Annotated in this window: 21 protein-coding genes and 1 pseudogene; 12 read left to right on the top strand and 10 right to left on the bottom strand. The window is 68.8% G+C overall.

Going from position 1 to position 21,688, the window contains the following annotated elements; translation table 11 throughout:
* Positions 1-77 precede the first annotated feature (77 nt).
* Positions 78-1,859, bottom strand: a complete 1,782-nt coding sequence (locus tag HEB94_RS33845; RefSeq protein WP_192753599.1) for an FAD-dependent oxidoreductase — start codon at positions 1,857-1,859, stop codon at positions 78-80.
* A 287-nt stretch (positions 1,860-2,146) separates the two neighbouring features.
* Here HEB94_RS33845 and HEB94_RS33840 point away from each other — a divergent pair, with 287 nt between their 5' ends.
* The 6 genes from HEB94_RS33840 to HEB94_RS33815 all read left to right on the top strand — a co-directional run bounded on the left by HEB94_RS33840 (position 2,147) and on the right by HEB94_RS33815 (position 9,297).
* A complete protein-coding gene (locus tag HEB94_RS33840; RefSeq protein ID WP_192753598.1) occupies positions 2,147-3,274 on the top strand; it encodes an ROK family transcriptional regulator in 1,128 nt (375 codons plus the stop codon).
* Between the two features lie 15 nt (positions 3,275-3,289).
* On the top strand, positions 3,290-5,026 hold the full coding sequence (locus HEB94_RS33835; protein WP_192753597.1) for a family 20 glycosylhydrolase: 1,737 nt from the start codon (positions 3,290-3,292) through the stop codon (positions 5,024-5,026).
* A 12-nt stretch (positions 5,027-5,038) separates the two neighbouring features.
* On the top strand, positions 5,039-5,692 hold the full coding sequence (locus HEB94_RS33830; RefSeq protein ID WP_337918574.1) for a discoidin domain-containing protein: 654 nt from the start codon (positions 5,039-5,041) through the stop codon (positions 5,690-5,692).
* A gap of 361 nt (positions 5,693-6,053) precedes the next feature.
* Positions 6,054-6,719 carry a hypothetical protein gene (locus HEB94_RS49715; RefSeq protein WP_202896716.1) on the top strand — a complete coding sequence of 222 codons (666 nt, stop codon included), beginning with the start codon at positions 6,054-6,056 and terminating at the stop codon, positions 6,717-6,719.
* A gap of 295 nt (positions 6,720-7,014) precedes the next feature.
* On the top strand, positions 7,015-8,616 hold the full coding sequence (locus HEB94_RS33820; protein ID WP_192753595.1) for a carbohydrate binding domain-containing protein: 1,602 nt from the start codon (positions 7,015-7,017) through the stop codon (positions 8,614-8,616).
* A 66-nt stretch (positions 8,617-8,682) separates the two neighbouring features.
* Positions 8,683-9,297 carry a GNAT family N-acetyltransferase gene (locus tag HEB94_RS33815; protein ID WP_192753594.1) on the top strand — a complete coding sequence of 205 codons (615 nt, stop codon included), beginning with the start codon at positions 8,683-8,685 and terminating at the stop codon, positions 9,295-9,297.
* 50 nt (positions 9,298-9,347) lie between these two features.
* On the opposite strand, the gene HEB94_RS51495 is transcribed toward HEB94_RS33815, so the two are convergent.
* The 3 genes and pseudogenes from HEB94_RS51495 to HEB94_RS54920 all read right to left on the bottom strand — a co-directional run.
* On the bottom strand, positions 9,348-9,734 hold the full coding sequence (locus tag HEB94_RS51495) for a winged helix-turn-helix transcriptional regulator (protein ID WP_238361712.1): 387 nt from the start codon (positions 9,732-9,734) through the stop codon (positions 9,348-9,350).
* On the bottom strand, positions 9,731-10,027 hold the full coding sequence (locus HEB94_RS51490; protein ID WP_238361711.1) for a hypothetical protein: 297 nt from the start codon (positions 10,025-10,027) through the stop codon (positions 9,731-9,733). The genes HEB94_RS51495 and HEB94_RS51490 overlap by 4 nt, the downstream gene beginning before the upstream one ends.
* A gap of 64 nt (positions 10,028-10,091) precedes the next feature.
* Positions 10,092-10,328 (bottom strand): annotated as a pseudogene (locus HEB94_RS54920) (DUF998 domain-containing protein); the annotation flags it as partial.
* A 179-nt stretch (positions 10,329-10,507) separates the two neighbouring features.
* Here HEB94_RS54920 and HEB94_RS33805 point away from each other — a divergent pair.
* Positions 10,508-11,173, top strand: coding sequence for an NAD(P)-dependent oxidoreductase (locus tag HEB94_RS33805; RefSeq protein ID WP_192753592.1), 666 nt, complete (start codon positions 10,508-10,510; stop codon positions 11,171-11,173).
* Between the two features lie 78 nt (positions 11,174-11,251).
* Here the strand turns inward: HEB94_RS33805 and HEB94_RS33800 are convergent, their stop codons facing one another.
* From HEB94_RS33800 to HEB94_RS33790, 3 genes are all read right to left on the bottom strand, one after another.
* Entirely contained in the window at positions 11,252-11,587 is a 336-nt protein-coding gene (locus HEB94_RS33800) for a hypothetical protein (protein WP_192753591.1), read from the bottom strand.
* 447 nt (positions 11,588-12,034) lie between these two features.
* Positions 12,035-12,367, bottom strand: a complete 333-nt coding sequence (locus HEB94_RS33795) for a hypothetical protein (protein ID WP_192753590.1) — start codon at positions 12,365-12,367, stop codon at positions 12,035-12,037.
* Positions 12,368-12,552: 185 nt separating this feature from the next.
* Positions 12,553-13,167, bottom strand: a complete 615-nt coding sequence (locus HEB94_RS33790) for a TetR/AcrR family transcriptional regulator (protein WP_337918099.1) — start codon at positions 13,165-13,167, stop codon at positions 12,553-12,555.
* Positions 13,168-13,289: 122 nt separating this feature from the next.
* Between HEB94_RS33790 and HEB94_RS33785 the strand changes: the two genes are divergently transcribed.
* Complete coding sequence (locus tag HEB94_RS33785; RefSeq protein ID WP_192756834.1) at positions 13,290-14,318, top strand: aldo/keto reductase; 1,029 nt, start codon at positions 13,290-13,292, stop codon at positions 14,316-14,318.
* A 150-nt stretch (positions 14,319-14,468) separates the two neighbouring features.
* On the top strand, positions 14,469-14,882 hold the full coding sequence (locus HEB94_RS33780; protein WP_202896715.1) for an SDR family NAD(P)-dependent oxidoreductase: 414 nt from the start codon (positions 14,469-14,471) through the stop codon (positions 14,880-14,882).
* A gap of 53 nt (positions 14,883-14,935) precedes the next feature.
* On the opposite strand, the gene HEB94_RS33775 is transcribed toward HEB94_RS33780, so the two are convergent.
* Complete coding sequence (locus HEB94_RS33775) at positions 14,936-15,985, bottom strand: MASE1 domain-containing protein (RefSeq protein WP_192753588.1); 1,050 nt, start codon at positions 15,983-15,985, stop codon at positions 14,936-14,938.
* Positions 15,986-16,273: 288 nt separating this feature from the next.
* On the opposite strand from HEB94_RS33775, the gene HEB94_RS33770 reads away from it, so the two are divergent.
* Complete coding sequence (locus tag HEB94_RS33770) at positions 16,274-17,194, top strand: DUF6282 family protein (RefSeq protein WP_192753587.1); 921 nt, start codon at positions 16,274-16,276, stop codon at positions 17,192-17,194.
* 18 nt (positions 17,195-17,212) lie between these two features.
* On the opposite strand, the gene HEB94_RS33765 is transcribed toward HEB94_RS33770, so the two are convergent.
* Complete coding sequence (locus HEB94_RS33765; protein WP_192753586.1) at positions 17,213-18,742, bottom strand: FAD-dependent monooxygenase; 1,530 nt, start codon at positions 18,740-18,742, stop codon at positions 17,213-17,215.
* A complete protein-coding gene (locus HEB94_RS33760) occupies positions 18,739-19,371 on the bottom strand; it encodes a PadR family transcriptional regulator (RefSeq protein WP_192753585.1) in 633 nt (210 codons plus the stop codon). The genes HEB94_RS33765 and HEB94_RS33760 overlap by 4 nt, the downstream gene beginning before the upstream one ends.
* 264 nt (positions 19,372-19,635) lie before the next feature.
* Here HEB94_RS33760 and HEB94_RS33755 point away from each other — a divergent pair, with 264 nt between their 5' ends.
* Together HEB94_RS33755 and HEB94_RS33750 are read left to right on the top strand one after the other, a co-directional pair.
* The gene (locus HEB94_RS33755) at positions 19,636-20,076 is read left to right on the top strand and encodes a VOC family protein (RefSeq protein WP_337918098.1); all 441 of its coding nucleotides are present in this window, start codon (positions 19,636-19,638) and stop codon (positions 20,074-20,076) included.
* 134 nt (positions 20,077-20,210) lie between these two features.
* Positions 20,211-21,650, top strand: coding sequence for a dihydrolipoyl dehydrogenase family protein (locus HEB94_RS33750; RefSeq protein WP_192753583.1), 1,440 nt, complete (start codon positions 20,211-20,213; stop codon positions 21,648-21,650).
* Positions 21,651-21,688: the final 38 nt, after the last annotated feature.

The following is a 21,688-nucleotide window of genomic DNA, read 5'->3' as shown; positions in this document are numbered from 1 at the left end:
GGCCGGCATGGTCCGGCCGGTCGACGGTTCCAAGAACGGAGCGACGGTTCGGACGCAGACTGCCGGACGCCGGACGCTCAGGAGTGGAAGGAGTTCACGCGCTGGCGGGCCAGGTCCTCGGGCCAGTGCCGGTGCACACCGTTGGCGTCGAGGTAGCGGGCGAACGCCGTCCAGCGACCCGACAACGCCCGCGGTTCGACGTTCTCCCGCAACGCGAACGCCAGGGCATGTCCGGCCGCCTCGCCGACACTCCACTCGACCGGGTGGTAGCGGTAGCTGCCATTGGCTAGGTACGTGGTGCCGATGTTCTTCGCGCCGGCGAGGAGGTTGTGCAGGCCGCGGGGGAGCAGGGCGCGGAACGGGATCTCGAACGGGTACGTCGCCTCGAACAGCCCGATCGGGTGCGCCTTGGTGGGATGGACGTCGAGCGGCCCGGCACCGGTGCCCACCGAGTCGGTGTACCGCGTCCCCGTCCTGGCGCTCGGGTGGCTGCGTTCGCGGGCGGCCACCCCGATGTCGTCCTCGGTGATGGCCAGCGCCGTCTTCGCGCGGCGTGACTCGCGGACGTAGGGGTGCGCGGCGATCCCGGTCGAGGTGCCGAGGACGTCGGGTACGAGGTGGATCCCCGGCCAGCCGCGCCCGGTTCCGTCGGCGTGCTGGTAGTCCCGCTGGAAGTACTGGACGAGGCCGCGGGTCTGCTCCGTTCCCCGTGCAAATCCGAGCCTGAACGCGAGGCTGTCAAGCCGTCCGTCCGGCCGGATCAGCAGCCGATCCGCGTGGTCGTTCTCGGCCTGGTTGAGCAGCGTGATGTCGCCGAGGAACGGGTCGCGCAGGTAGCCCTGGTAGCGGACCCGGCGATACTCCCAGAAGTTGCGGCCGTCCTTCCACGCCCAGCTCCGGCTGGGGTCGAAGACGTCCCGCCCGTCGGCGCCGAACTTCCTGTACCCCGCGACGAAGTCGTCGTAGAAGGGCGTGGTCACCCGTGCGCCGGGCCGGTTCGGCGTGTAGCCGAGCGCGGCGACCACCGTGAACGGTTGCTGACAGGTCGGGTCGGCGAAGGTCTGGTCGTTGTGGAGCTCACCGGTGCCACCACCCGCGCGTGACCCGCCCTTCTCCCGCCCGACCGCGAAGGGTGCCCCGGTCATGGGGAGCAGCTCGCCGAGCTCGGTCGCGTCGATCACGTACCGCGGCTGGACCCGGACGTCACCGTCGGGCGTACGAAACCGCACCGCCTGGACGACACCACTGCGCACCAGCGCGCCCACCGGCGTCGCCTGGGTCAGCAGACGCAACCGGTCGCTCGACTCGTACGGCGCGAGCGCCGCGCGTAGCTCGGCATGCCAGATGGCCGGCTCGGCGCACAACAGGGCGGTCCACGCCTTCCCCGGGTCGAGTCGCTGCGACCGTCGGGCGGCGTCGGTGAGCGGGTAGGTCCGCCGTACGTGCGCGCGGACGGCCTCGCGAAGCTCCAGGTAGCTGCGGGTCGCCCCGAGTCCTTCCTGCTCGATCCAGGAGTGCTCGTCCGGGGGTACGCCCTGGCTGGTCAGCTGACCGCCCACCCAGGTCGTGGGTTCGGTGAGGACGACGCTGCGGTGGGCGCGCAGCAGCGCGAGCGCCGCGGCGACGCCGCCCACTCCCGCGCCGGCGATGAGGACGTCCGGTTGGAGGATCGGGGTCGTGGGGGACGGGCTGGTGCTCGGTGACTTCGGTGAGGTCCGGCCGGTCGGGGTCGGCGTCGGATCGGCCTCCGCCCGCGCGGCGGTCGCCCGTGACACCCCGGCCGCGACGCCGGCTCCGACGGCGACGCCCGCGAGACCCGCCACCCCCGCGCCCAGGACCGAACGGCGCGTCATGCCCATGCTGCACTGCTCTCGATTCGAAGTACGCCCGACCGTGGCCCCGTCGGCGCCACGGACTCTAGCCCGCACCCGAGGGGTTCGATCCGGCGGACATCCCACCGTGCGGGACGTCGAGGGTGTTAACGGCCGCCGAGCCGATCGCGCCGCACGGGTGTCCGGATTCGGACAACTACTGCTATGGTCCACGCGCCCGGCCCCGCACGGTGCCGATGTCGGCCACCCCAGGCGGCCGGAAGTAACACTGGATTACTTGTGCAGGTGTCGCGGCGTTACTAACGTCCCTGCGCATGGCCCAGCAGAGCGCGAACGCCCCGCTGCTTCGCCGCATGAACGCCCGGACCGTCTTCGACGCGATCTGGCGAGGCCACCCCATCTCCCGCGCCGAGATCGCACGTCACGTGGGCATGGCCAAGCCGACGGTCTCCCACGTGCTCCAGGACCTCGGCGCCGCCGGCCTGGTCCGCGAGAGTCCAGCACCCGACGGCGTCGTACGGCAGCGCAACATCACCTTCGAACCCGTACCCCGCTCGGCCTACGTTCTCGGCATCGACGTCGGCGGCCGCTTCCTCCGCGCTGCCCTGGCCAGCCTGGACGGGGAGACCACCGCACGGGAGGACCTGACCCACACCGACCTCGACGCCGCCGCGCTGCCCTGGCTCGCCCTGCGCCTACGCGACCGACTCCTCGACCAGGCCGGCGTCAGCCTCGACCGGCTCGAGGAGATCGTCGTCGGGATGCCCGGCATCATCCACCCGGCCACCGGGAAGATCCGCAAGGTCAACCCCTCCCGCATCGACGGATACCCGATCGTCGAAGCCCTGTCGGTCTCCCTCGAACACCCGGTGACGGTGGAGAACGACATCAACCTCGCCGCGCTCGGCGAGCGGTGGCGCGGGCTCGGCCAGGGCGTCGACGACTTCGCGTTCCTCTCCGTCGGCACCGGCGTCGGCGCCGGGCTGGTACTGCGCGGCCACCTCTACCGAGGCCACTCCGGCGCCGCCGGTGAGATCGACCTCCCCGGCGACGCGGACAGCCCTGCCGCGCACGCGATCAGCGCGTTCGCGCACCGCCTCTACGGGCACACCCCGCCCTCCGTCCCGGAGATCTTCGCGACCGCGCAGGACGACCCGACCGCCCGGCTGGTGCTTCACGAGGAGGCCCGCCGCATCGCCTGCGCCATCGCGCCGATCGCCCGCGTCAACGACGTCGAACTGGTCGTCCTCGGCGGCGGCATCGGATCGCACTGCGGCCCCCTCCTCGAGGAGGTACGCGCCGAACTGTCCTCCCGCGTGCAATCCCCGCCGCGGATCGAGATCTCCGCACTCGGCGACGCCCCCGTCCTCATCGGGGCGCTCGCGCTCGGCACCGAAACCTGCAAGGCGGAGATCGTGACCAGAAGGTTCAACGACTCGTAGCGGAAAGGGACAACGATGACGACGGTGCCACTGGCCCGGGCGATCAGCCGGGCCGCGACACCACGCAGAGCCCTCGCGGCCCTGCTGAGCGGCCTGCTGTTCCTCACAGTGAGCGTGACGACGCGGCCAGCCGCGGCCGCGCCCCAGGACACGCCACCGCAAGCACCTACCGTCCTGCCCGCGTTCCAGCAGTGGACGGACGCACCAGGCCAGGCCTCCTACCGGTTCCTCCCCGGCTCGCGGATCGTGGTCGACCCCGCGGCGGCCGAGGAGCTCACCGACACCGCCCACCTCCTCGCTGACGACCTGTACGCCCTCACCGGCACTCGCGTCGCCGTCATCACCGGCGCCTACCAGTCCACCCGGACCCGGCGCGGCGACATCCACATGCGGCTGGCCACACCTGAGGGCCTCGACAACCAGCAGGGCTACGAACTCCAGGTCGCCGACGTCCTGCTCATCAGCGCCCCCACCTCGACCGGGGTGTTCTACGGCACCCGCTCGGTCCTCCAACTCCTGCGGCAGGGCGTCACCATCGCGAAGGGCACGGCTCGGGACTGGCCCGCCTACGCCGAACGCTCCTTCATGGTGGACACCGCACGCCAGTTCTACTCCGTCGACTGGCTCCGCGACCGGATCAGGCTGCTGTCGTACTACAAGTACAACGTCCTGCATCTCCACCTCAGCGACGACCAGGCGTTCCGGCTGGAAAGCGACCGGCACCCCGAGATCGTCTCCGACCTCCACTACACCAAGGCGCAGATCCGCGACCTCGTCGCGTACGCGGCCGCCCGCCACATCACCGTCATCCCCGAGATCGACATGCCCGGCCACATGACGCAGATCCTCGACAGCCACCCGGACCTGCGCCTGGTCGGTGCCGACGGGACAGTGAAGCCCGGTGCACTCGACCTGAGCAAGGACGGCGCCTACAGCCTCGCCCGCGACCTCATCGAGGAGTACCTCCCGCTGTTCCCCGGACCGTACTGGCACCTCGGAGCCGACGAGTGGCTACCCGAGAGCCAGATCGCGAACTTCCCCGACCTGCGCGACTACGCGCGGCAGAAGTACGGGCCGGAGGCCCGTGCCCGTGACGCCTTCTACGGCTTCATCAACTGGGCCAACGATCTGGTCAAGCAGCACGGCAAAACCCTGCGCATCTGGAACGACCAACTCGTCGCCGGCTACCTCGTCCCCGTCGACCAGGACGTGACCATCGACTACTGGTACGGCTCGGACTTCCTCGACATCAACGGTGTCCTCGAACGCGGCCACCAGGTCGTCAACTCCAACTGGCACGAGCTCTACTACATCGTCGGCGTCAGCCGACCCGACTCCGCCGCCATCTACGAGGACTTCCAACCCCACGTGTTCCCGGTCGATCCGCAAGGCAGCATTGACATCGACCCGAACAGCCCCCAACTGCGCGGGACCCAGCTCACCCTGTGGGGAGAACCCGGCGTCGAGGAACCCGAACCCAGCGTCGCCGGGCACCTACGCGCTCCCATGGCCGCACTGGCCCAGGTCACCTGGGGTTCGCCCAAACCCGTGTCGTCGTTCGTGTCGTTCGTGCCGATCATCAAGCAGGTCGGACTGCCGCCGGACTACGAAGGTGTCGACGAACCCTGGGACGTCCCGCCCACACCGACCTCCACCCTGCCCGCCGCGGCCGGCCATCCGCTGGAGAACATCCTCGACGACGACCCGTCCACCTACTTCGCGAGCGACCGCTCCCTACGCCGCGACGACTAGGTCACCCTCGACCTGAACGGCGTGAAGCAGCTCGGCGGGGTCACACTGAGCATGGGATCACCCGACCAGCCGGACGCCTACCCGCGGCAGGCGATCCTGGAGATCTCCACCGACGGCTCGTCCTGGCAGCGGGTCGCCGACCTGACCGGCCAGGCCGACGTCGAGGCGGTGTTGCCGGTCGGCACCTCGGCAGGCTTCCTCCGGCTGCGCGCGACCCGCGCACAGCCTGGGACCAGCCTGGTGATCCGCGAGTTCGGCGTCACCCCGACCGTCTCCTCGGCGGGCCACATCCGCTCGTCGCTGCCGACGTACCAGACCTACACGATCGACCGTGCCACCGACGGTGACCTGTCGACGTACTTCTGGGGCAGCAAGGGCGCCCGGGTCGGCGACTACCTGCTCCTGGACCTCGGCGCGGTCCGCGACCTCACCGGCGTCCACCTGCAGATGAGCGAGCCCGGCGTACGCCCGGACGACTACCTGCGCCAGGGCGTCCTCGAGGTCTCCGCCGACGGCATGACCTGGGAGCGGCTCGGGGAGTTCGCCGACCAGCCCGAGATCAAGGTCACGACGACAACCTCCGCGCGCTACGTCCGCTACCGGGTCACCGCGAACCAGAGTGACTGGGCCATCATCCGCGAGTTCGGCGCGACGACCGCCGACTGACGCACGACCCGAGGTGAGGCGGGGCTGACACCGGGAGCAGCCCCGCCTTGGGCCGGAAGGGTTCCTCCTCCGGCAGTGGTCGGTCCGCGTCCGGAGTGGCGCCACGCGCCGGCTCGGCGAACGCTGTAAGTACTTCAGTAATCTCAGGGCACGAGGCAGCGCCAGGGGTGGAAAAGGGGGCAGCGCGATGCATCGGCACGCTCGCGCGCTGGTGACGATCGGAGTGGTCACCGCGCTGGCCGGGGTCGCGGGAGCGGTCGCTGTCACAGCGGACCTGTCCGGCGGGGAGAGGGACTTCGCGGCCGTGTCCGCACCCGTCCAGAGCCTGCTGTCGGTGGGTGTTCCCTTCTGTGGCGCCGTCATGACCTACGACCTCCACCTGCATGGCCGCCGCCGAAAGTTGCCTTCAACGCTTGGCTGGGCGGTCGGAGTCGCCGTTGGTTTCGCGCCGTTCGGGGCGATCGTGTCGGCTGCCGTGGTGGCGGCGTTCCCGTCGCATTCGCCGCACCCGTGGGGGAGTGCGGTGGAGCTCGTGCTCGGCAGCGTCGTGGCGCAGGTCGTTGCTCAGCTCACTGGTACAGGTTTCGGGCTCCTGCTTCGTCGCGCTGTCCTGGCATGCCTGGCGACGATCGTGTGCCCCGCTGGGTCTGTGGCTGGTGCTGGGTGCGATCGCTCCATCGTCACGCGCGTGGCTGACGCCCTTCGAATCGGCCAGACACCTTCTGGCGGGCACCATGACGACCGCCTCGTGGCTGCCCTTCCTCGTCATGGTCAGCCTGTGGGGTATCGCCCTCAATCTGGCCGGGATCCAGAGGTTCAGGTCCCACCGAACGACAGGCGGATCACTGCCAACGCTGGATCAGTCGTCAGCCTGAGCCTGAGGTCGATCCAGAACGCGCCGGAGCCCTCGTGGCGCGAGGAGCGGGTTCATGACACCTCGCCCACACGACTCGACCTGGAACTGGTGGAGCACCGGACGCTGGACGGTCACATCCAGGAGCTCACCTACCGACCCACCCTTCATTGACCGCGTTTCCTGCGTCGTCTGGGCGACATCACGTAGTCAGCTTTGGCAGCGAGTGTCCCGAGCACTCGTGACCAGGAGACGAACACGCCGGAGGGCGGCCAACCTCGTATCCCTTGCGCCAGCGCTCGCGGACTGACCACGTACAGGCCGTCCGCCTTCGGACCTCGCACCACTGCCCGTTCCTGCGTGGCGCGCCTAGACTCCGTGGGTCGTTCAGCGCGAACGCCGGTCGCCGGTCAGCATCCGCGTCGGAGTTCGCCACGCGGGGAGTTCGGCGCAACGGAGAGAGGCCGTCATGCGAGCCAGAGGTGGAACCATCCGGAGCGGAACGCTGGTCCTGGCCGTGCTGGCCTGCGTACTCCTGGCTCTCAACGCGCAGCACCTGACCGTCGCCTCGGCCAGCACCCACCCCGCCGACGCGGGCACGGCAGGGAAGCCGGGGAAGAAGTCCGGTGTCCTCAATCCCAATCCCGGCTTCGAAACCGGTTCCCTCGCCCCGTGGGACAACACCAACGACGCCACCGTGGTGGCGAACAACGCGCACTCCGGCACTTACGCGGTCAACCTCGGAACGGTGTTCACCGGCGTCTCCCAGACCGTCACCGGCCTGACCCCGAACACCTCCTACACCCTGACCGGATGGGTGATGACCCAGTCCGACCTCGTCTACCTCGGGGTGAAGAACTACGCCGGTGAGGGGACCGAGGTCAACACGCACACGACCGCCACCGCCTACACCAACCTCAGCGTGTCGTTCATCACCGGACCGGCCAGCACCAGCGCGTTCATCTTCCTCTACAAGAACGACAACAGCGGTCTCAGCTTCGCCGACGATGTGGAGCTGACCGCCAACCCGAACCGCACCTACAGCGGCGAGGACCTCGGCTTCAACACCCAGGACCCCTACTTCCAGACCCAGGACAGCCTCGACGCCCTCTACGACCAGGTAGCCGCCACCGGCACCACATGGGTGCGGGCGACCCTGTTCTGGGATCTGATGGAACCCACCAGGGGAACCATCGACTGGACCCAGGCCGACATGATCTTCGACACGATCAAGGCCCACGGCCTGAAGTACAACCTGGTCATCAGGTCCGCCCCCTCCTGGGCGGCCGACGGCGCCGACACCCGTGACCACAACTACGCGCCGACCGACAACGCCTCCTATGGGCAGATCGCGTACCAGATCGCCAAGCGCTACCTGAACCGCGGCGTCACCATCACCTTCGAACTCGGCAACGAGCAGAACATGAAGTTCTTCAACATGCCCGCCGTCGACCCCGCGCAGTACACCCACAACATGCTGATCCCCGGCACGACCGGCATCCGCCGCGCGGCCCGGGAACTCCGCGTACCCGCACCGACCGTGCTGGTCGGCGGTTTCGCGCCGGTCGACCCGATCTACGTGCCGGACAGCATGAAACCGATCGACTTCATGACCGCGATCTACGCCAACGGCGGCAAGGGCTACTTCGACAGCATCGCCTACCACACCTACACCTACGTGTCGGCGCCCGGCGACGACCAGTGGACCTTCCAGGAACTCGAGCGCGTCATCGCGTTGATGAACTCCCACGGTGACACGAACCGCAAGATCTGGGCCACCGAGGTCGGCTGGGCGACCGGCACCGGAGAGGGCGAGATCAGTGAGGCGAACCAGGCCGCCTGGACGGCCCAGGAGTTCGACTACTGGTTCTCCCTGCCCTACGCCGGACCGATGATCTGGTACGAACTCGTCGACAACCAGTCCCACGACAACGCCAACCGCGAGAACACCTTCGGCCTGATGTACAGCACGCAGCCGTGGACGCCGAAACCCGCCTACGACGCGTTCCTGTCCAAGGTCAGCCCGGCCGGAGGGTCACACCACGGCGGCCGCGGTCACTACGGCCGCTAGGGTGCGTCATCGCGGGTGGGCGTCGGCACGTGGATCCGCGCCCAACCGCGCTGGGAAGATGGGGGCATGGCGACAGGCAACTCACCGGACCAGCTCAGGAGCGTCCCGGCCAACGAAGCGTCCTGGGACGACCTGCAGGCAGTCTTCAGCGCGGGCGAAGGCCACGACTGCCAGTGCCAGTTCTTCAAGCTGAACAACGAGGAGTGGCGCACCTCGGTGCGACCGCCGGAGCGCGCCGAACGACTCCACGAGCAGACCAACTGCGGAGACTCGCGGGCCTCCTCGACCACTGGCCTGATCGCATACTGCGAAGGTGAGCCGGCCGGCTGGTGCGCCGTCGAACCCCGCACCGCCTACCCACGGCTGCTGAGGATGCGCGTTCCCTGGACCGGACGCGACGAGAACAAGGCCGACGACGGCGTCTGGGCCGTGACGTGCTTCGTCGTCCGCAAGGCATACCGCCGCCGCGGAATCGCATCCGCCCTGGCACACGCCGCGATCGACTTCGCCCGCGAACGCGGCGCCCGCGCGGTGGAGGCATACCCGAAGATCACGCGGGCAGGAGAGGACGCCGGTGCCGCCGCGCTGTATGTGGGGAGCCGGAGCCTCTTCGCCGCCGCGGGCTACAGCGAGGTCAGCACGCCGACACCACGACGCGCGGTGATGCGCGTCGACTTCTGACCGGAGACCAGAAGGGGAGGCCGATCTCCAGCCCTCCCAGACCGACGGTCCTACACCAGCAGGCGTCGGACGGGTGCCGCGTCGTGCGCCTCGCGGTCCTGCAGCAGCGCCGGGAGGTGGTCCCTGCTCCACGCGCGGGCGGCCGCGACGAGGGTGAGCAGGCTGCGTCCCAGCGGAGTCAGCTCGTACTCGACCCGGGGTGGGTTCTCGTCGTAGGCGGTCCGGGTCACCAGGCCGTCACGTTCCATCGCTCGCAGCGTCTGGGTCAGCACCTTCGGTGTGATGCCACGAAGGGGAGCCTTCAACTCGCTGAACCGTCGTGGGCCACCTTCGAGGCAGAGCACGACCATCCCGGTCCACTTGTCCCCGATCTGGATCGGCATGGCGCTGGAGGGGCACAGGGGATCGAACATGTCCGGGTCCAGGGGCGTGGTCATGAGTGCGAGGCTAACCCTCGCCGTAGATCCGGTACCCGGGCGCGGTCGGTACCGAGGAACATCCGCAGGCCAAACGCTGCGTACCAGGCGTAGTGCCAGGCGAAGTCGGTTCGTTCGAGCAGCCCACCGAGCCGCAGCGTGTGAAGTGGGGAACGCGGCATCAACAGCGCATACCCCGCGACAACCAGCATGACCGCCACTGCCGCGGCTGTCAGCGAATAGGTTCCCCATCGGCGCCACTGCGGCTGCCGCCGCAAACCGATCCCGACGACGATGGAGACGACCAATGACACGACAGCCAAGTGTCGCTCCGATCGAATGCAGGACAACTGTCGAGGGTCCCGAGGTGAAGACGCTGGCCGTGAGCGTCCCAACACCGTCGACCAGCACACACCCGACGGCGAGATTGCGCGCACCCGTGCGTAGCACCCCACGCATGAGGACGGCGAAGGCCACGGCGAACGCCATCAAGCTCACGCTCAGCAGAACCCTTGTCGTGTTGATGATCCAGCCCTGCGGCCCGGTGCCGAGAGCACTGATCGCCTGGTGCACCGGTGAGTAGCCAGAGCGCACGACCCCGGCGACCGTGAACATCACGACCGCGGCGAGTACTCGACCGATGGGCCGCCCGGCGTCGCCCCCAGAGAACCCGTCCAGCGCCTGTTGGGTGCCCACCGGAAGTCCCGAGAGCCCTAGTTTCGTTGAGGTAACCGGTACCTGCTGGATTACTGTCCTGGTTCTGGTGGCGAGACACGCCTCCAGAACGGAGCGACATGACCAGCATCGCCATCTTCGGAGCGGGCGGCAGGGCCGGACGAGCCCTCACGGCCGAGGCACGCACGCGTGGGCATCAGGTCACCGCCGTCGTCCGGGACCCGAACCGGCACGCTGGCATCGAGGCGGTCGGGGTCACGGTAGTGCGGGGGAACGTCACCGACACCGAACACATCCCCGCGATCGTGCGTGGCCACGACGCCGTGGTGCACGCGGTGAGCCCCTTCAGCGGACCCGATCAGGGCTTCGCCGACCTCGACCCGCACTTCTTCGTCAAGGCTGCTGACGCCCTGCTGGACGGCATGGCCGGCGCGGGCGTTCCACGGCTCCTCGTGGTCGGCCTGTTCGCGACTCTCACCACCACCGACGGGCGGATGGTGATGGATGATCCGTCCATGTTCCCGGCGCAGATCCGGCCGTTCGCCGCCGCGCACGCCGCCGGCCTGGACCGGCTGAAGTCGCGGCGTACCAGCGTCGACTGGCTCACGCTCACCCCGCCCGCACTCCTGCGGGCGGACGGCCCCAGGACCGGCCACTACCGGATCGGGGGCGAGACGGCAGCACCGGCATCGGCGTACCTGTCCTACGCGGACCTCGCGGTGGCGATGATCGACGAGATCGAGGAGCCACGGCACCACCGCACCCGGGTGTCGGTGTTCAACTGAGATCAACCTGAAACCAGCGACCGTCACCAGCGCAAGGGAGCGTTGACGTCCGCCATCCGCAGGCTGACGCGTCGCTGGTCAGCGGGCGGCCGCCGATGGCGGCAGTTCGCTGCCGTTCTGAAGGACGGCCAGCACCTCGCCGTTGGTCGCGTCCACGATCGCGGTGCCGTGCACGCGCCTCGCCTCGGAGGTTGTCGAGGGTCGGGAACGGCTGTGCACTTTGTCCCAGTCCAGGATCCACAGCAGGCGGTCGGCGAAGGACACCGCGAAGCTCATCCCCGGCCCGGGTTCGAAGAAGAAACTGCCGTTGCGACCAAGCATCAGCTCAGCCTCGGGCGGACCGTACTCGCGCCAACGCTCCCCCCAGAGCGCCTCGAACGCCCACACAGCCCGCTCCACGGTCAAATCGGGCACGGCGTCAAGCGGCGCCGGCGTCAGCTCGAGACCGATGGCCTCGAACCGCCGGCCCCCTGGCGGAGTCTGAGCGGGTGGCTGCACAGACGGGACCGCAGGAACGATCTTCGCCCACTCTGGCCCTGGCATGACATCAGTCTGCGCTCGTCCGCGTTCGGCCCTCAGGGGAACCCCACAAGCAACTCCGAAAGGGGCATCGCGGTGACCTGGCCTTGCGGTGACCCGGTGAACCCGCGACGTGGTGAGGCGTTCCCCGGTGGTGTGGGTCGCCTACGCCGGCGTATGCGCGGGCAGGCGAGCCTGGGCGTAGGCGACCCTCGGGGCTGAGCGTGCTGTGGCCCCTTCGGAAGCCTTCCCCCGATGAGGGTTCGTTAACACTGACGACGACCAACTGACCTGGGAGTCGGGGGAGATGCCCGCGGCAGCGAGTGCGACCCCGGCCCATGCTCAGCGGTTCCGCGGGTCTTCGGTGTGCCAGGCACGCATCTTGTCGTACGAATCCTGGACGGCCTTCAGCTCCTTCTCGGTGGGCAGTTCCTGCACGTAGCCGACCACGGCGGTCGCGAATCGCTCGTCAAAGCGCTCCGGCGGATCCGTGCAGGCCTTGAGCGCGACCAGGGCGGACAGGTAGCCGTGGTTGATGCGTCGCAGTTCCTCGATGAGTACGTCGCGAACGACCTCGGGGCTCGCGAGTTCCTCGATGTACCCGTCGACGGAGTCGGCTCCGCCCTTGCGAGTGACGACCTGCTCGGCTTCGTTCCCCCGCCGTTCCACGTTCATGGCGCGTCTCCTTCACGATCAGCCCGCAGAGTTGAATCGCATTCACCGTGGTGACGATCCTGCCGCACCTGTCGCTTTTCGCGAGGCGAATCCGCGTACGCGATCCCCGCACCGTTGACACGCGAGATGACACCGCACTCACGAGGCCGTGCGCCGGCGGGCAGGTGGCATCGGTGAGGACATGCTCACGACTGCTGACGTTCGGCGCTGTGGCGCAGTCCGTCGACGAGCAGCGCGACCATGCGTTGGCTGTAGGCGGGACCATCGTCGCTCACGGGCATGCAGAGGTTGGCGACGGCGTACAGGAGGTCCTTGGGGCTGATGTCGGCTCGAATCTCGCCACTGGCTATCGCGGCTTCGAGCAGTGACCCGAGGGTGGGTCCGAGTCGCTGCATGAAGTAGCCGGGCAGGGCGTCGAACGCCGGATCGCCTGAGTGAAGGGCTGTGGCGAGTCCTCGTTTGGTCGCGACGAACTCGGTGTAGCGGTGGAGCCACTTCGCGAGTGCGACCCCTGGCTCGTGCGCTGCGCTCAGCGCCGGGGCCGCATCGGCGCACGCGTCCACCTCGCGCTGGAACACGGCCTTGACCAGGTCCGAGCGCTGCGGGAAGTGCCGGTACAGCGTTCCGACCCCGACGCCGGCCAGATCGGCGATCTCCTTCGCGGGCGCGTCCACGCCTGATGTGGCGAAGACCGCCTTCGCCGCTTCGAGTAAGGAGTCGATGTTGCGCTGCGCGTCGGCGCGTACCCGACGCTTCGAGCCGGTCGCCTCGACTCCGGTCGGCGCTGCGTCTCCTGCCACGACACTCCTCCCACTTGCTAACCGGAAAGTCCTTCCGTATAGTTCCGGAAAGGCGTTCCGTTTCATCCATCATAGGTCATCCAGCGAGCGGCCATCCCACCTCGACCCCACAGGAGAGACGCATGCACTACCGCACCCTCGGCCGGACCGGCATCAAGGTCAGTCCCTACGCGCTCGGCGCGATGATGTTCGGCGCCGGCGGCAACCCCGACCACGAGGACTCGATCAAGATCATCCACAGAGCGCTGGACGCGGGGATCAACTTCGTTGACACCGCGGACAGGTACTCAGGCGGCGAGTCCGAGGAGATCGTCGGGAAGGCGCTCAAGGGGCGCCGCGACGACGTCATCCTCGCGACCAAGGTGAATGGCCCGATGAGTGATGATCCCAATCAGCGAGGCAACTCGAGGCGCTGGATCATGACCGAGGTCGAGAACTCGCTGCGTCGCTTGCAGACCGACCACATCGACCTTTACCAGATTCATCGGCCTGACCCGGACACCGACATCGAGGAAACGCTGTCGGCGCTGTCGGACCTGATCCACAGCGGCAAAGTCCGCGCGATCGGGTCCTCCACCATGCCCGCCTCTGACATCGTCGAAGCCCAGTGGGTGGCCGAGCGGCGCGGCCTGGAACGCTTCCGCACCGAACAACCGCCCTACTCGATCCTCAACCGCGGCATCGAAACCGAGGTGCTGCCCGTCGCCCAACGCTACGGGATGGGCACGCTGGTCTGGAGCCCGCTCGCGAAGGGAATGCTCACCGGGCGCATCCGCAAGGGTCAGCAGACCGACCTCCGTCGCGCCGCCATCTTCACGAGCTTCAGTGACGAGCGTCGACTCGATGCCGTCGAACAGATCATTCCGCTCGCCCACGAGGCGGGCTTGCCGATGACGCACCTCGCGATGGCGTTCGCGATCGCTCATCCTGGCGTGACCAGCGCGATCATCGGGCCGCGCACGATGGACCAGCTCGACGACCTGCTCGCCGGCGTCGACGTCACCCTCACCGACGAGATCCTCAACCGGATCGACGAGATCGTTCCGCCCGGCACCGATGTCGGCACGCCCGACCAGTCCGCCTACGTGCCCCCGGCCGTCCAGCGCTCGAGCCTGCGCCGCCGACCCGTCGACGAGCGCGCCGCCGCCTGACCCCCACCCCCTACCGCTCTCGCACAGCCGGCGCATCCGAAGCGTCCGCCGTGCCCCGGGCTCAGAACAGGACTCGGCCAACCCGTCACGAAAGGACTGGTCTCCGGCTACGACGGTCACCTCGCCTACGCCCAGTCCAAGACCGCCAACGTGCTGTTCGCCGTCGAGCTGGACCGCCGATGCGCCGAGGACGGCATCCGCGGCTACGCCGTGCACCCAGGCGTCATCGTCGGCACGAACCTGAACAGCTCGGCGGGCCAGGACCAGCTGCGGGCCATGGGCCTCATCGACGACTCCGGTCGGCCGATCATCGACCCCGACCGCGGTAGGAGGACCCCGCAGCAGGGGGCCGCCACCATCGTGTTCGCGGCGACCAGTCCGCTGCTCGCCGACATCGGTGGTGTCTACCTCAAGGACAACAACATCTCACCGCTGGACCATGACCCGAAGCCCGTCACCTTCGGTGCCGAGCACGACATCCCGTCCGGCATCGCGCCGCACGCCATCGACCCGCTGTCCGCCCAGCGGCTCTGGGAGCTGAGCGAGCAGCTGATCAAGGCGTGACGTGCCGCTGCGGCATGGGTTCAGATTCATAGCCGGCTCGTGCCTCGAGGTGGTCAGGCTCCGTCGCCCACGTCGTGTCGGCGTAGGGCGACGAAGGAGCCGAGGGGTGAGACGCCGTCGCGTCCCCTGTCAAGGCGGCCCATCGCGTCGACCAGCTGGCAGCGGGCGGCCTCGATCTCCCATTGCGCGTTGTTGCGTTGGGTGATGATCACGGCGAGCAGGAGCGCGCTCAGTGCCGTGGCGCCGTTGAACACCTGCAGGGTGATCAGTGTGGTGTAGAGGTGCCCGCCGGCGAACGGGCCGGTGCCGCCGGCCGCGGCGGCGAGCACGACCCCCATCGCCACCGCCACGGAGGGCGCGGTCCCGGCGAGCTGGAACCGTAGTGCGGCCCAGATCAGGAACGGAAAGACGAGGAACACAACGTCGAAGGAGGTCGTCGATCCGACCCAGGCCGCCAAGAAAGTACCCGCCAACAGGGCGCCTGCTTCCAGCCACCGGCGCCTGTCGATGCGTTGGGGCAGCCGTGCGCGCCGGACTACGAGCAGTAACGGAACGACGACCAGAACGGCCATCGCATCACCCGTCCAGGCCAGCAACCAGATGCCCAAGAAGTGCGTGGACAGCCCGAAACTACTGAGCACGAAGCCGACCGACACCCCCTCGATCAACGTCCCGGCGAAGGCGCCGAGGAACACCAGCGCGATCGCGTCGCGAAGGCGATCAATGTCGAGGCGAAATCCGGCGCGGCGCATCAGCGTATATCCGGACAATGGGGTCAGGACGTTTACTATCGCGACTGCGGCTGCCGCCAAGGGCGGAAGTCCGATCAAGAGGTTCGCGACCAAGCCGGCGAGGAGGATACCCGGCCATCCACGCACACCTATGAGAAGCATGCAGCCCAGGGCGATTGCGGTCGGAATACCTGCCAGGATGCTTGCCAGGCCGGCCAGACCTATGTGGTTGTGACTGATCACCTCACCCAGCAGGCCCGTTGCGGCCATTAGGCGGGTGGCCACCGCGACGACCAGGTAGACGGCGCTGGCCGTGAAATAGGGCCAACTCGTCCTGGCCCAATGCCACGGAGAGCCCGAGAGTGCGACCACGAAGCGGATCGTACGGATCTCTTACCTTGTTTGCACATCGACATTCGTCGAGCTCGCCGCATCGGCCGATCCGCGAGGATGATGCGGAATTCCTGTCATTGAGCAATCCGTCCCGTCCTCCGAATGCGCACCATGACCAGCCGCGCGCTCGCCGTCTGGCATCTCCTGTTCGACGCCGGTGATCGGTGCCGCGCGGATCGGCGGCCGGAGAGATCGGCGGCCGGAGTAGGCCGCACTGAGGAGGATGCGGGGCTGTCGTTCCAGCGCACAACGGGAACAGGATGAGTCGTGATCACTATCGAAGGCGCCATCGACCTGCACGTGCACGCCGGTCCTGAACTGTTCGTCCGCCGCGGTGACGCACTCGACTTCGCCGAGCGGGCGCGGGCGGCCGGCATGGCCGGCATCCTCCTCAAAGCCCACCACGAGGCCACGACGAGCCGGGCACAACTGGCGAGCCGCCTCGTCCCCGAGGTCGAGGTCTACGGCTCCATCACCCTGAACAGATACGTCGGAGGCTTCAACCCCTACGCCGTCGGAGCCGCGCTCGCCCTGGGCGCGCGGGCGGTGTTCATGCCCACGTTCCACTCCAGGGAGCACATCGCCGAGTTCGGCGCCGGGACGTACGGCATCGCCGCGATGACGGTCCCGGACCACCTGAGTGGAAGCGGCGCCGGTCTCAGCGTCCTCGACGACGGTGGCGAACTGCTCCCCGAAGTCCGCCAGATCGTGCGGCTCGTCGCCGAACACGGCGCGTTCCTCGCGACCGCCCATCTGTCGACGACCGAGATCGAGACACTGGTCGAGGAGTGCGCGTCGGTGGGGACACGCTGCCTGATCACCCACGCCTTCCACGTCCCTCGCGGAGACGAGGACTTCTACCGGCGGATGGCGCGGCGGGGCGCCTACGTGGAGATTGCCGCGAACATCGCCTACCCCATCGCCGTGCACCAGGGACACGCCATGACCCTGCAGCAGGCCGCCGACCTGATCGCCTCGGTCGGCCCGGAGCGCACGGTCATCTCCACCGACGGCGGACAGCCCTTCGCCCCGTGGCCGCCCGACCTGCTGGAGGCGTTCGTGAACTCCCTCGCCAACGTCGGCGTCGCCGAGGCCGACCTGCGCCGGATGATCTGTACGACACCGCGCGAGGTGCTCGGGTTGCCGGCCGACAGCGCGCCTCCGGAAGGCGACACGACGACCGGCTGATGCGGGGTGACCGTCTCGTCAACGCGATCTTGCTGTAGTGACGGTGGGCGCCGTGACCGTGATGGTCGCCGTGGTCGCGTGGTGTGCCGCCGGGCCGTGCCAGTGGTGGAGTGCCTGACCGAGACCGTCGACGGAGTCGTGATCCGTGGTGCCCACCCAGGCGGTGTGGCCGTCCGGCCGTACGAGCACGGCGCGGAGTTCGGGACGAGCGGGACAGCTCGCCGCGACGATGTCGACCCGGTCGGCCCAGCCTGCGGCCGCCTCACCGACGACGTCTGCGCCGGTCAGGTCGAGCAGAACGCCGCGGCCGGCGGTCTGCAGCGTGGCGAGATCGGTGCGACCGGCGCGGGTGTCCAGCGTGAGGTTGGGAGCGAGACGACCAAGCCAGGGATGGTCGACGTCGGAGTACATGTCGTAGCGGGTGTCCAGGCCGGTGATGGTCTCGGCGAAGGCGCGGTTGCCCGCGGAGTGGCCGGCGACGCGGGTGAGCAGGTCGGTGAGCGGTCCGAGCCGCTCGCCGGCCTCGCTGAGCAGCACCTGGGCCTGGGTGTTGGCCAGCACCTGCGCGCCTGCCTGGTGGCGTTCGGAGTGGTAGCTGTCGAGCAGGTGCGCCGGAGCGTCCCCGCGTACGGTGGCGGCGAGTTTCCAGCCCAGGTTGAACGCGTCGTCCAGGGCGACGTTGACGCCGATCGCCCCGGCCGGCGGATGAATGTGCGCGGCGTCCCCGGCCAGGACGACCCTGCCCCGGACGTAGGCGGCAGCCTGCCGGGCAGCGTCGCCGAACCGGGTCAGCCAGCGCGGCGCGCGCAGCTCGACGTGCCGCCCGAGCACCTCGTCCACGGTGGCCTGGAGCAGGTCCAGACTGACCGGGGCGTCCTTGTCCGCGGGAGGGTTCAGGTCGGCGGTGACGATCCTGACGTAGCCGGGTCGGGGAATGACGAACACCGCCCCGCCAGGGCCCGCGGTCACGCCGAAGGGCAACGCCTCGGGTTCGGCGAGTTCGACGTCACCGAGCAGGGTGAAGCGGGTCGACGCGGTGCCGGGGAAGTCGATGCCGGCCTGTTTGCGGACCGTGCTGCGGCCACCGTCGCAGCCCACCACATAGGCGGCCCGCAGACGGTAGTCACCGTCGCTGGTGCCCACGGTGACGGTGACCGACTCGGCATCCTGGTCCAGGGCGCGGAACTCGTGTCCGCGCCGGATGTCGGCCCCCAGGTCGAGGGCGTGGCCCTCGAGGAACTCCTCCACCCGGGTCTGCGGGATGCCCAAGGAGTACGGGTGGTCGGTGTGGGTGCCGGCAAGGCCGAGCGTCACCGGAAGACCGGAGAACGCCGCCTGCGGGGCCTGCCAGCCCTCGGCGATCAGCTGCTCGGCGAGGCTGCGTCGCGCCAACAGGTCCAGGGCGCGGGCGTTGAGGTTGAAGCCGCGGCAGAAGTCGGGGCGGCGGGAGTGGCGTTCGAGTACGACGGCGTCGATGCCGGTGAGGCGGAGTTCGCCGGCGAGCAGGAGCCCGGCCGGACCGGCTCCGACGATCACCACGTCGGTCATGTCGCTCCTCGCTGTTCCGTGTCGGGGGACCAGGTCCATCCCTGGTCGGTTTCCTGCAGCTGGGGCCAGGGCAGGCTGCCGTCGCGGATCTCGGCGATGGTCTGCTCGGTCCAGGCCCGTTCGGCTTCCCAGGCGTGCAACGCGCACTCGACCTCGATCATGTAGAGCCTGGGGATCTGACCGGAGCCGACCGTGTCGGCCAGGACGTTCCTGGTCTCCGCGATCCGCCGGCCCAGCTGGTCCGCTCGTTCGGTCAGCGCGTCCACCGCACCGTCCGGCCCGAGCGCGCCGAGGTAGGACACGGCGGCCATGAACTTCGGGTGCTCCGCCACGGGGGTGCGGATGAGCTCGTCGACCCAGCGAACGAACTCGCCCTGGCCGAGCTCGGTGGGTGCGTACACGGTCCGCTCCGGGCGCCTGCCCTCGCGGCCCGTCGTCACCGGCTCGATCCAGCCGTGCCGGACCAGGGCCTCCACCGTGTCGTAGAGCGACCCGGAGTTGATCTTGAACGCGGTGTCCTTGTACCGCTCGCGCAGCGTCGAGGCCATCTCGTACGGATGCATCGACTTCTCCTGCAGCAGGCCGAGCACGGCCAACGCCAACGTGTTGGAGACCTTCCGCTTCGCCATCTCACCTCACCGGTTCCTAATAGCCGGAACCTACTATACGGAGGCGGCTACCGCCAGTAGCGCGAGCACCTGAGCGCGGACGTGCCCATGGGGAGGTGTGGAGGTGAAACGGGGCTGACGGACGATGCGGGACGGGCCCGCATGTCGGCCGGTTCGAAAGACAATCCTGAGGTATTAATGGCTGGCATCGAGCCGCGATGAACTGTCGCGGGTCCATCGTCGGTTCTGACGATGGGACAAAGAAGTCGAGGCACGAGCATGGATATGAGACTCGAAGTCGTGGTGCTGCCCGTCTCGGACGTGGACCGGGCCAAGGACTTCTACGCCGACCGCATGGGCTTCCGCCTTGATGCCGATCTTGCCAGCGCCGACAACTACCGGGTGGTACAGGTGACGCCCCCCGGCTCAGGATGCTCAGTCATTTTCGGAACCGGCGTCACGACCGCGAAGCCAGGTTCGGTCCAGGGACTGCACCTGGTCGCTTCCGACATCGAGCAGGCCAGGGCGGAGCTGGTATCTCGAGGCGTCGACGTGGGCGAGGTGTTCCACGATGCCGGTGGCGTTTTCCACCACGCGGGTGAGGTGGACCGGGTGTCGGGCCCGGACCCGCAGCGGACGAGTTACGCCTCGTTCGCCTCGTTCACGGACCCGGACGGCAACGGCTGGGTACTCCAGGAGATCACGGAGCGGCTGCCCGGACGCTGAGTCGGTCTCGGCCTCCTTCGGGATGCTGTCCCGTCGATGGCGAACTCCATCACCTGGCGGCCTGCCCGGGCGTGCCGTGACACGTTCCGCCGGGATCCGTGGTGGTAGAGCCGGGCAGATGTGGAGGACATGAGATGAACGACGCTCCCCGCACGTACGACGTCGTCGTGATCGGCGCCGGTCCGGTCGGCGAGAACGTCGCCGACCGCACCCGCGCCGCAGGTCTGAGCACCGTCATCATCGAGAGTGAACTGATCGGCGGCGAGTGCTCATTCTGGGCCTGCGAGCCGAGCAAGGCTTTGCTGAGGCCGGTGCTGGTACGCGCCGACGCGCGCCGGGTCGTGGGCCTGGACCCGGGGATGGGCGGAGCACTGGACGCCGCCGCCGTACTCGCACACCGCGACGAGATCGTCTCGAACTGGACCGACGACGATCAGGTCGACTGGCTGACCTCGGTCGGCGTTGACCTGGTGCGCGGACACGGCCGCATGGAAGGACCCCGGCACGTGGCGGTCCGCACGCCGGACGGCGCCACCGTTCGTCTGGAGGCCCGTCAGGCCGTAGCCGTGTGCACCGGTAGCCGCGCCGCGCTGCCGGACCTGCCCGGACTGGACACTCTGCGCCCCTGGACCAGCCGGAACGCGACCAGCGCACACGAGGTTCCCGGACGGCTCGCCGTGGTCGGGGGAGGCGTGGTGGCGGTCGAGATGGCCACCGCCTGGCAGGGGCTCGGTGCCCAGGTGACCCTGCTGGTTCGCGGCACGGGACTGCTGTCCCGCATGGAACCCTTCGCGGGTGAGATGGTCGCCGATAGCCTGCGCGAGGCGGGTGTCGACGTGCGGTTCGATACCACTGTCGCCTCCGCGGTACGGGAGGACGGCCCCGGCAGTGAGGTGCGGATCACCCTCGCTGACGGCGGGCAGATGGTCGCAGACGAGATACTCTTCGCCACCGGCCGGGCTCCGCGCACCGACGACATCGGCCTGGAAAGCATCGGGCTCACCCCGGGCTCGTGGCTGACCGTGGACGACACCGGCGTGGTGCCGGAGGTTCCCGGCGGCTGGCTCTATGCCGCCGGGGACGTCAACCGCCGCGCCCTGCTCACCCATCAGGGCAAGTATCAGGCTCGGATCACCGGCGCCGTGATTGCCGCCCGCGCCAACGGTGAATCGCTGGACGAGCGCCCGTGGGGCGCCCATCAGACGACCGCTGACACCGCGGCCGTACCGCAGGTCGTCTTCACCCACCCCGAGATCGCTTCCGTCGGCTTGACCACTACGGAGGCGCGGCGCACCGGCCGCCATGTCGATGTGATCGACTACGAGATCGGCAGTGTGGCCGGCGCGGTCCAGTACGCGAAGGGCTACCAGGGCAAAGCCCGGATGCTGGTCGATCCGGACCGCTCCACCGTTGTCGGCGTCACCTTCGCGGGCCCGGGAGTTGCCGAGCTTCTGCACTCCGCCACTGTCGTCGTGGCGGGGGAGACGCCCGTGGAGAGGTTGTGGCACGCAGTGCCTGCCTTCCCCACCATCAGTGAGGTGTGGCTGCGCCTCCTCGAGACCTACCGAGGGTGATAGGCGCCGCCGGCACCCCGCCTGGAACACATGCCCCG

The organism is Actinopolymorpha pittospori, from assembly GCF_014873875.1.
Taxonomy (GTDB): domain Bacteria; phylum Actinomycetota; class Actinomycetes; order Propionibacteriales; family Actinopolymorphaceae; genus Actinopolymorpha; species Actinopolymorpha pittospori.
This window is presented reverse-complemented; position numbering and strand designations above follow the sequence as displayed.

Bases quoted from the DNA above. Each gene is read 5' to 3' on its own strand.
- HEB94_RS49715 (WP_202896716.1), top strand. From the start codon at position 6,054: ATGACCTACGACCTCCACCTGCATGGCCGCCGCCGAAAGTTGCCTTCA.
- HEB94_RS33815 (WP_192753594.1), top strand. From the start codon at position 8,683: ATGGCGACAGGCAACTCACCGGACCAGCTCAGGAGCGTCCCGGCCAAC.
- HEB94_RS51495 (WP_238361712.1), bottom strand. From the start codon at position 9,734: ATGACCACGCCCCTGGACCCGGACATGTTCGATCCCCTGTGCCCCTCC.
- HEB94_RS33845 (WP_192753599.1), bottom strand. From the start codon at position 1,859: ATGGGCATGACGCGCCGTTCGGTCCTGGGCGCGGGGGTGGCGGGTCTC.
- HEB94_RS33835 (WP_192753597.1), top strand. From the start codon at position 3,290: ATGACGACGGTGCCACTGGCCCGGGCGATCAGCCGGGCCGCGACACCA.
- HEB94_RS33805 (WP_192753592.1), top strand. From the start codon at position 10,508: ATGACCAGCATCGCCATCTTCGGAGCGGGCGGCAGGGCCGGACGAGCC.
- HEB94_RS33765 (WP_192753586.1), bottom strand. From the start codon at position 18,742: ATGACCGACGTGGTGATCGTCGGAGCCGGTCCGGCCGGGCTCCTGCTC.
- HEB94_RS33755 (WP_337918098.1), top strand. From the start codon at position 19,636: ATGAGACTCGAAGTCGTGGTGCTGCCCGTCTCGGACGTGGACCGGGCC.
- HEB94_RS33795 (WP_192753590.1), bottom strand. From the start codon at position 12,367: ATGAACGTGGAACGGCGGGGGAACGAAGCCGAGCAGGTCGTCACTCGC.
- HEB94_RS33785 (WP_192756834.1), top strand. From the start codon at position 13,290: ATGCACTACCGCACCCTCGGCCGGACCGGCATCAAGGTCAGTCCCTAC.
- HEB94_RS33760 (WP_192753585.1), bottom strand. From the start codon at position 19,371: ATGGCGAAGCGGAAGGTCTCCAACACGTTGGCGTTGGCCGTGCTCGGC.
- HEB94_RS33820 (WP_192753595.1), top strand. From the start codon at position 7,015: ATGCGAGCCAGAGGTGGAACCATCCGGAGCGGAACGCTGGTCCTGGCC.
- HEB94_RS33840 (WP_192753598.1), top strand. From the start codon at position 2,147: ATGGCCCAGCAGAGCGCGAACGCCCCGCTGCTTCGCCGCATGAACGCC.
- HEB94_RS33750 (WP_192753583.1), top strand. From the start codon at position 20,211: ATGAACGACGCTCCCCGCACGTACGACGTCGTCGTGATCGGCGCCGGT.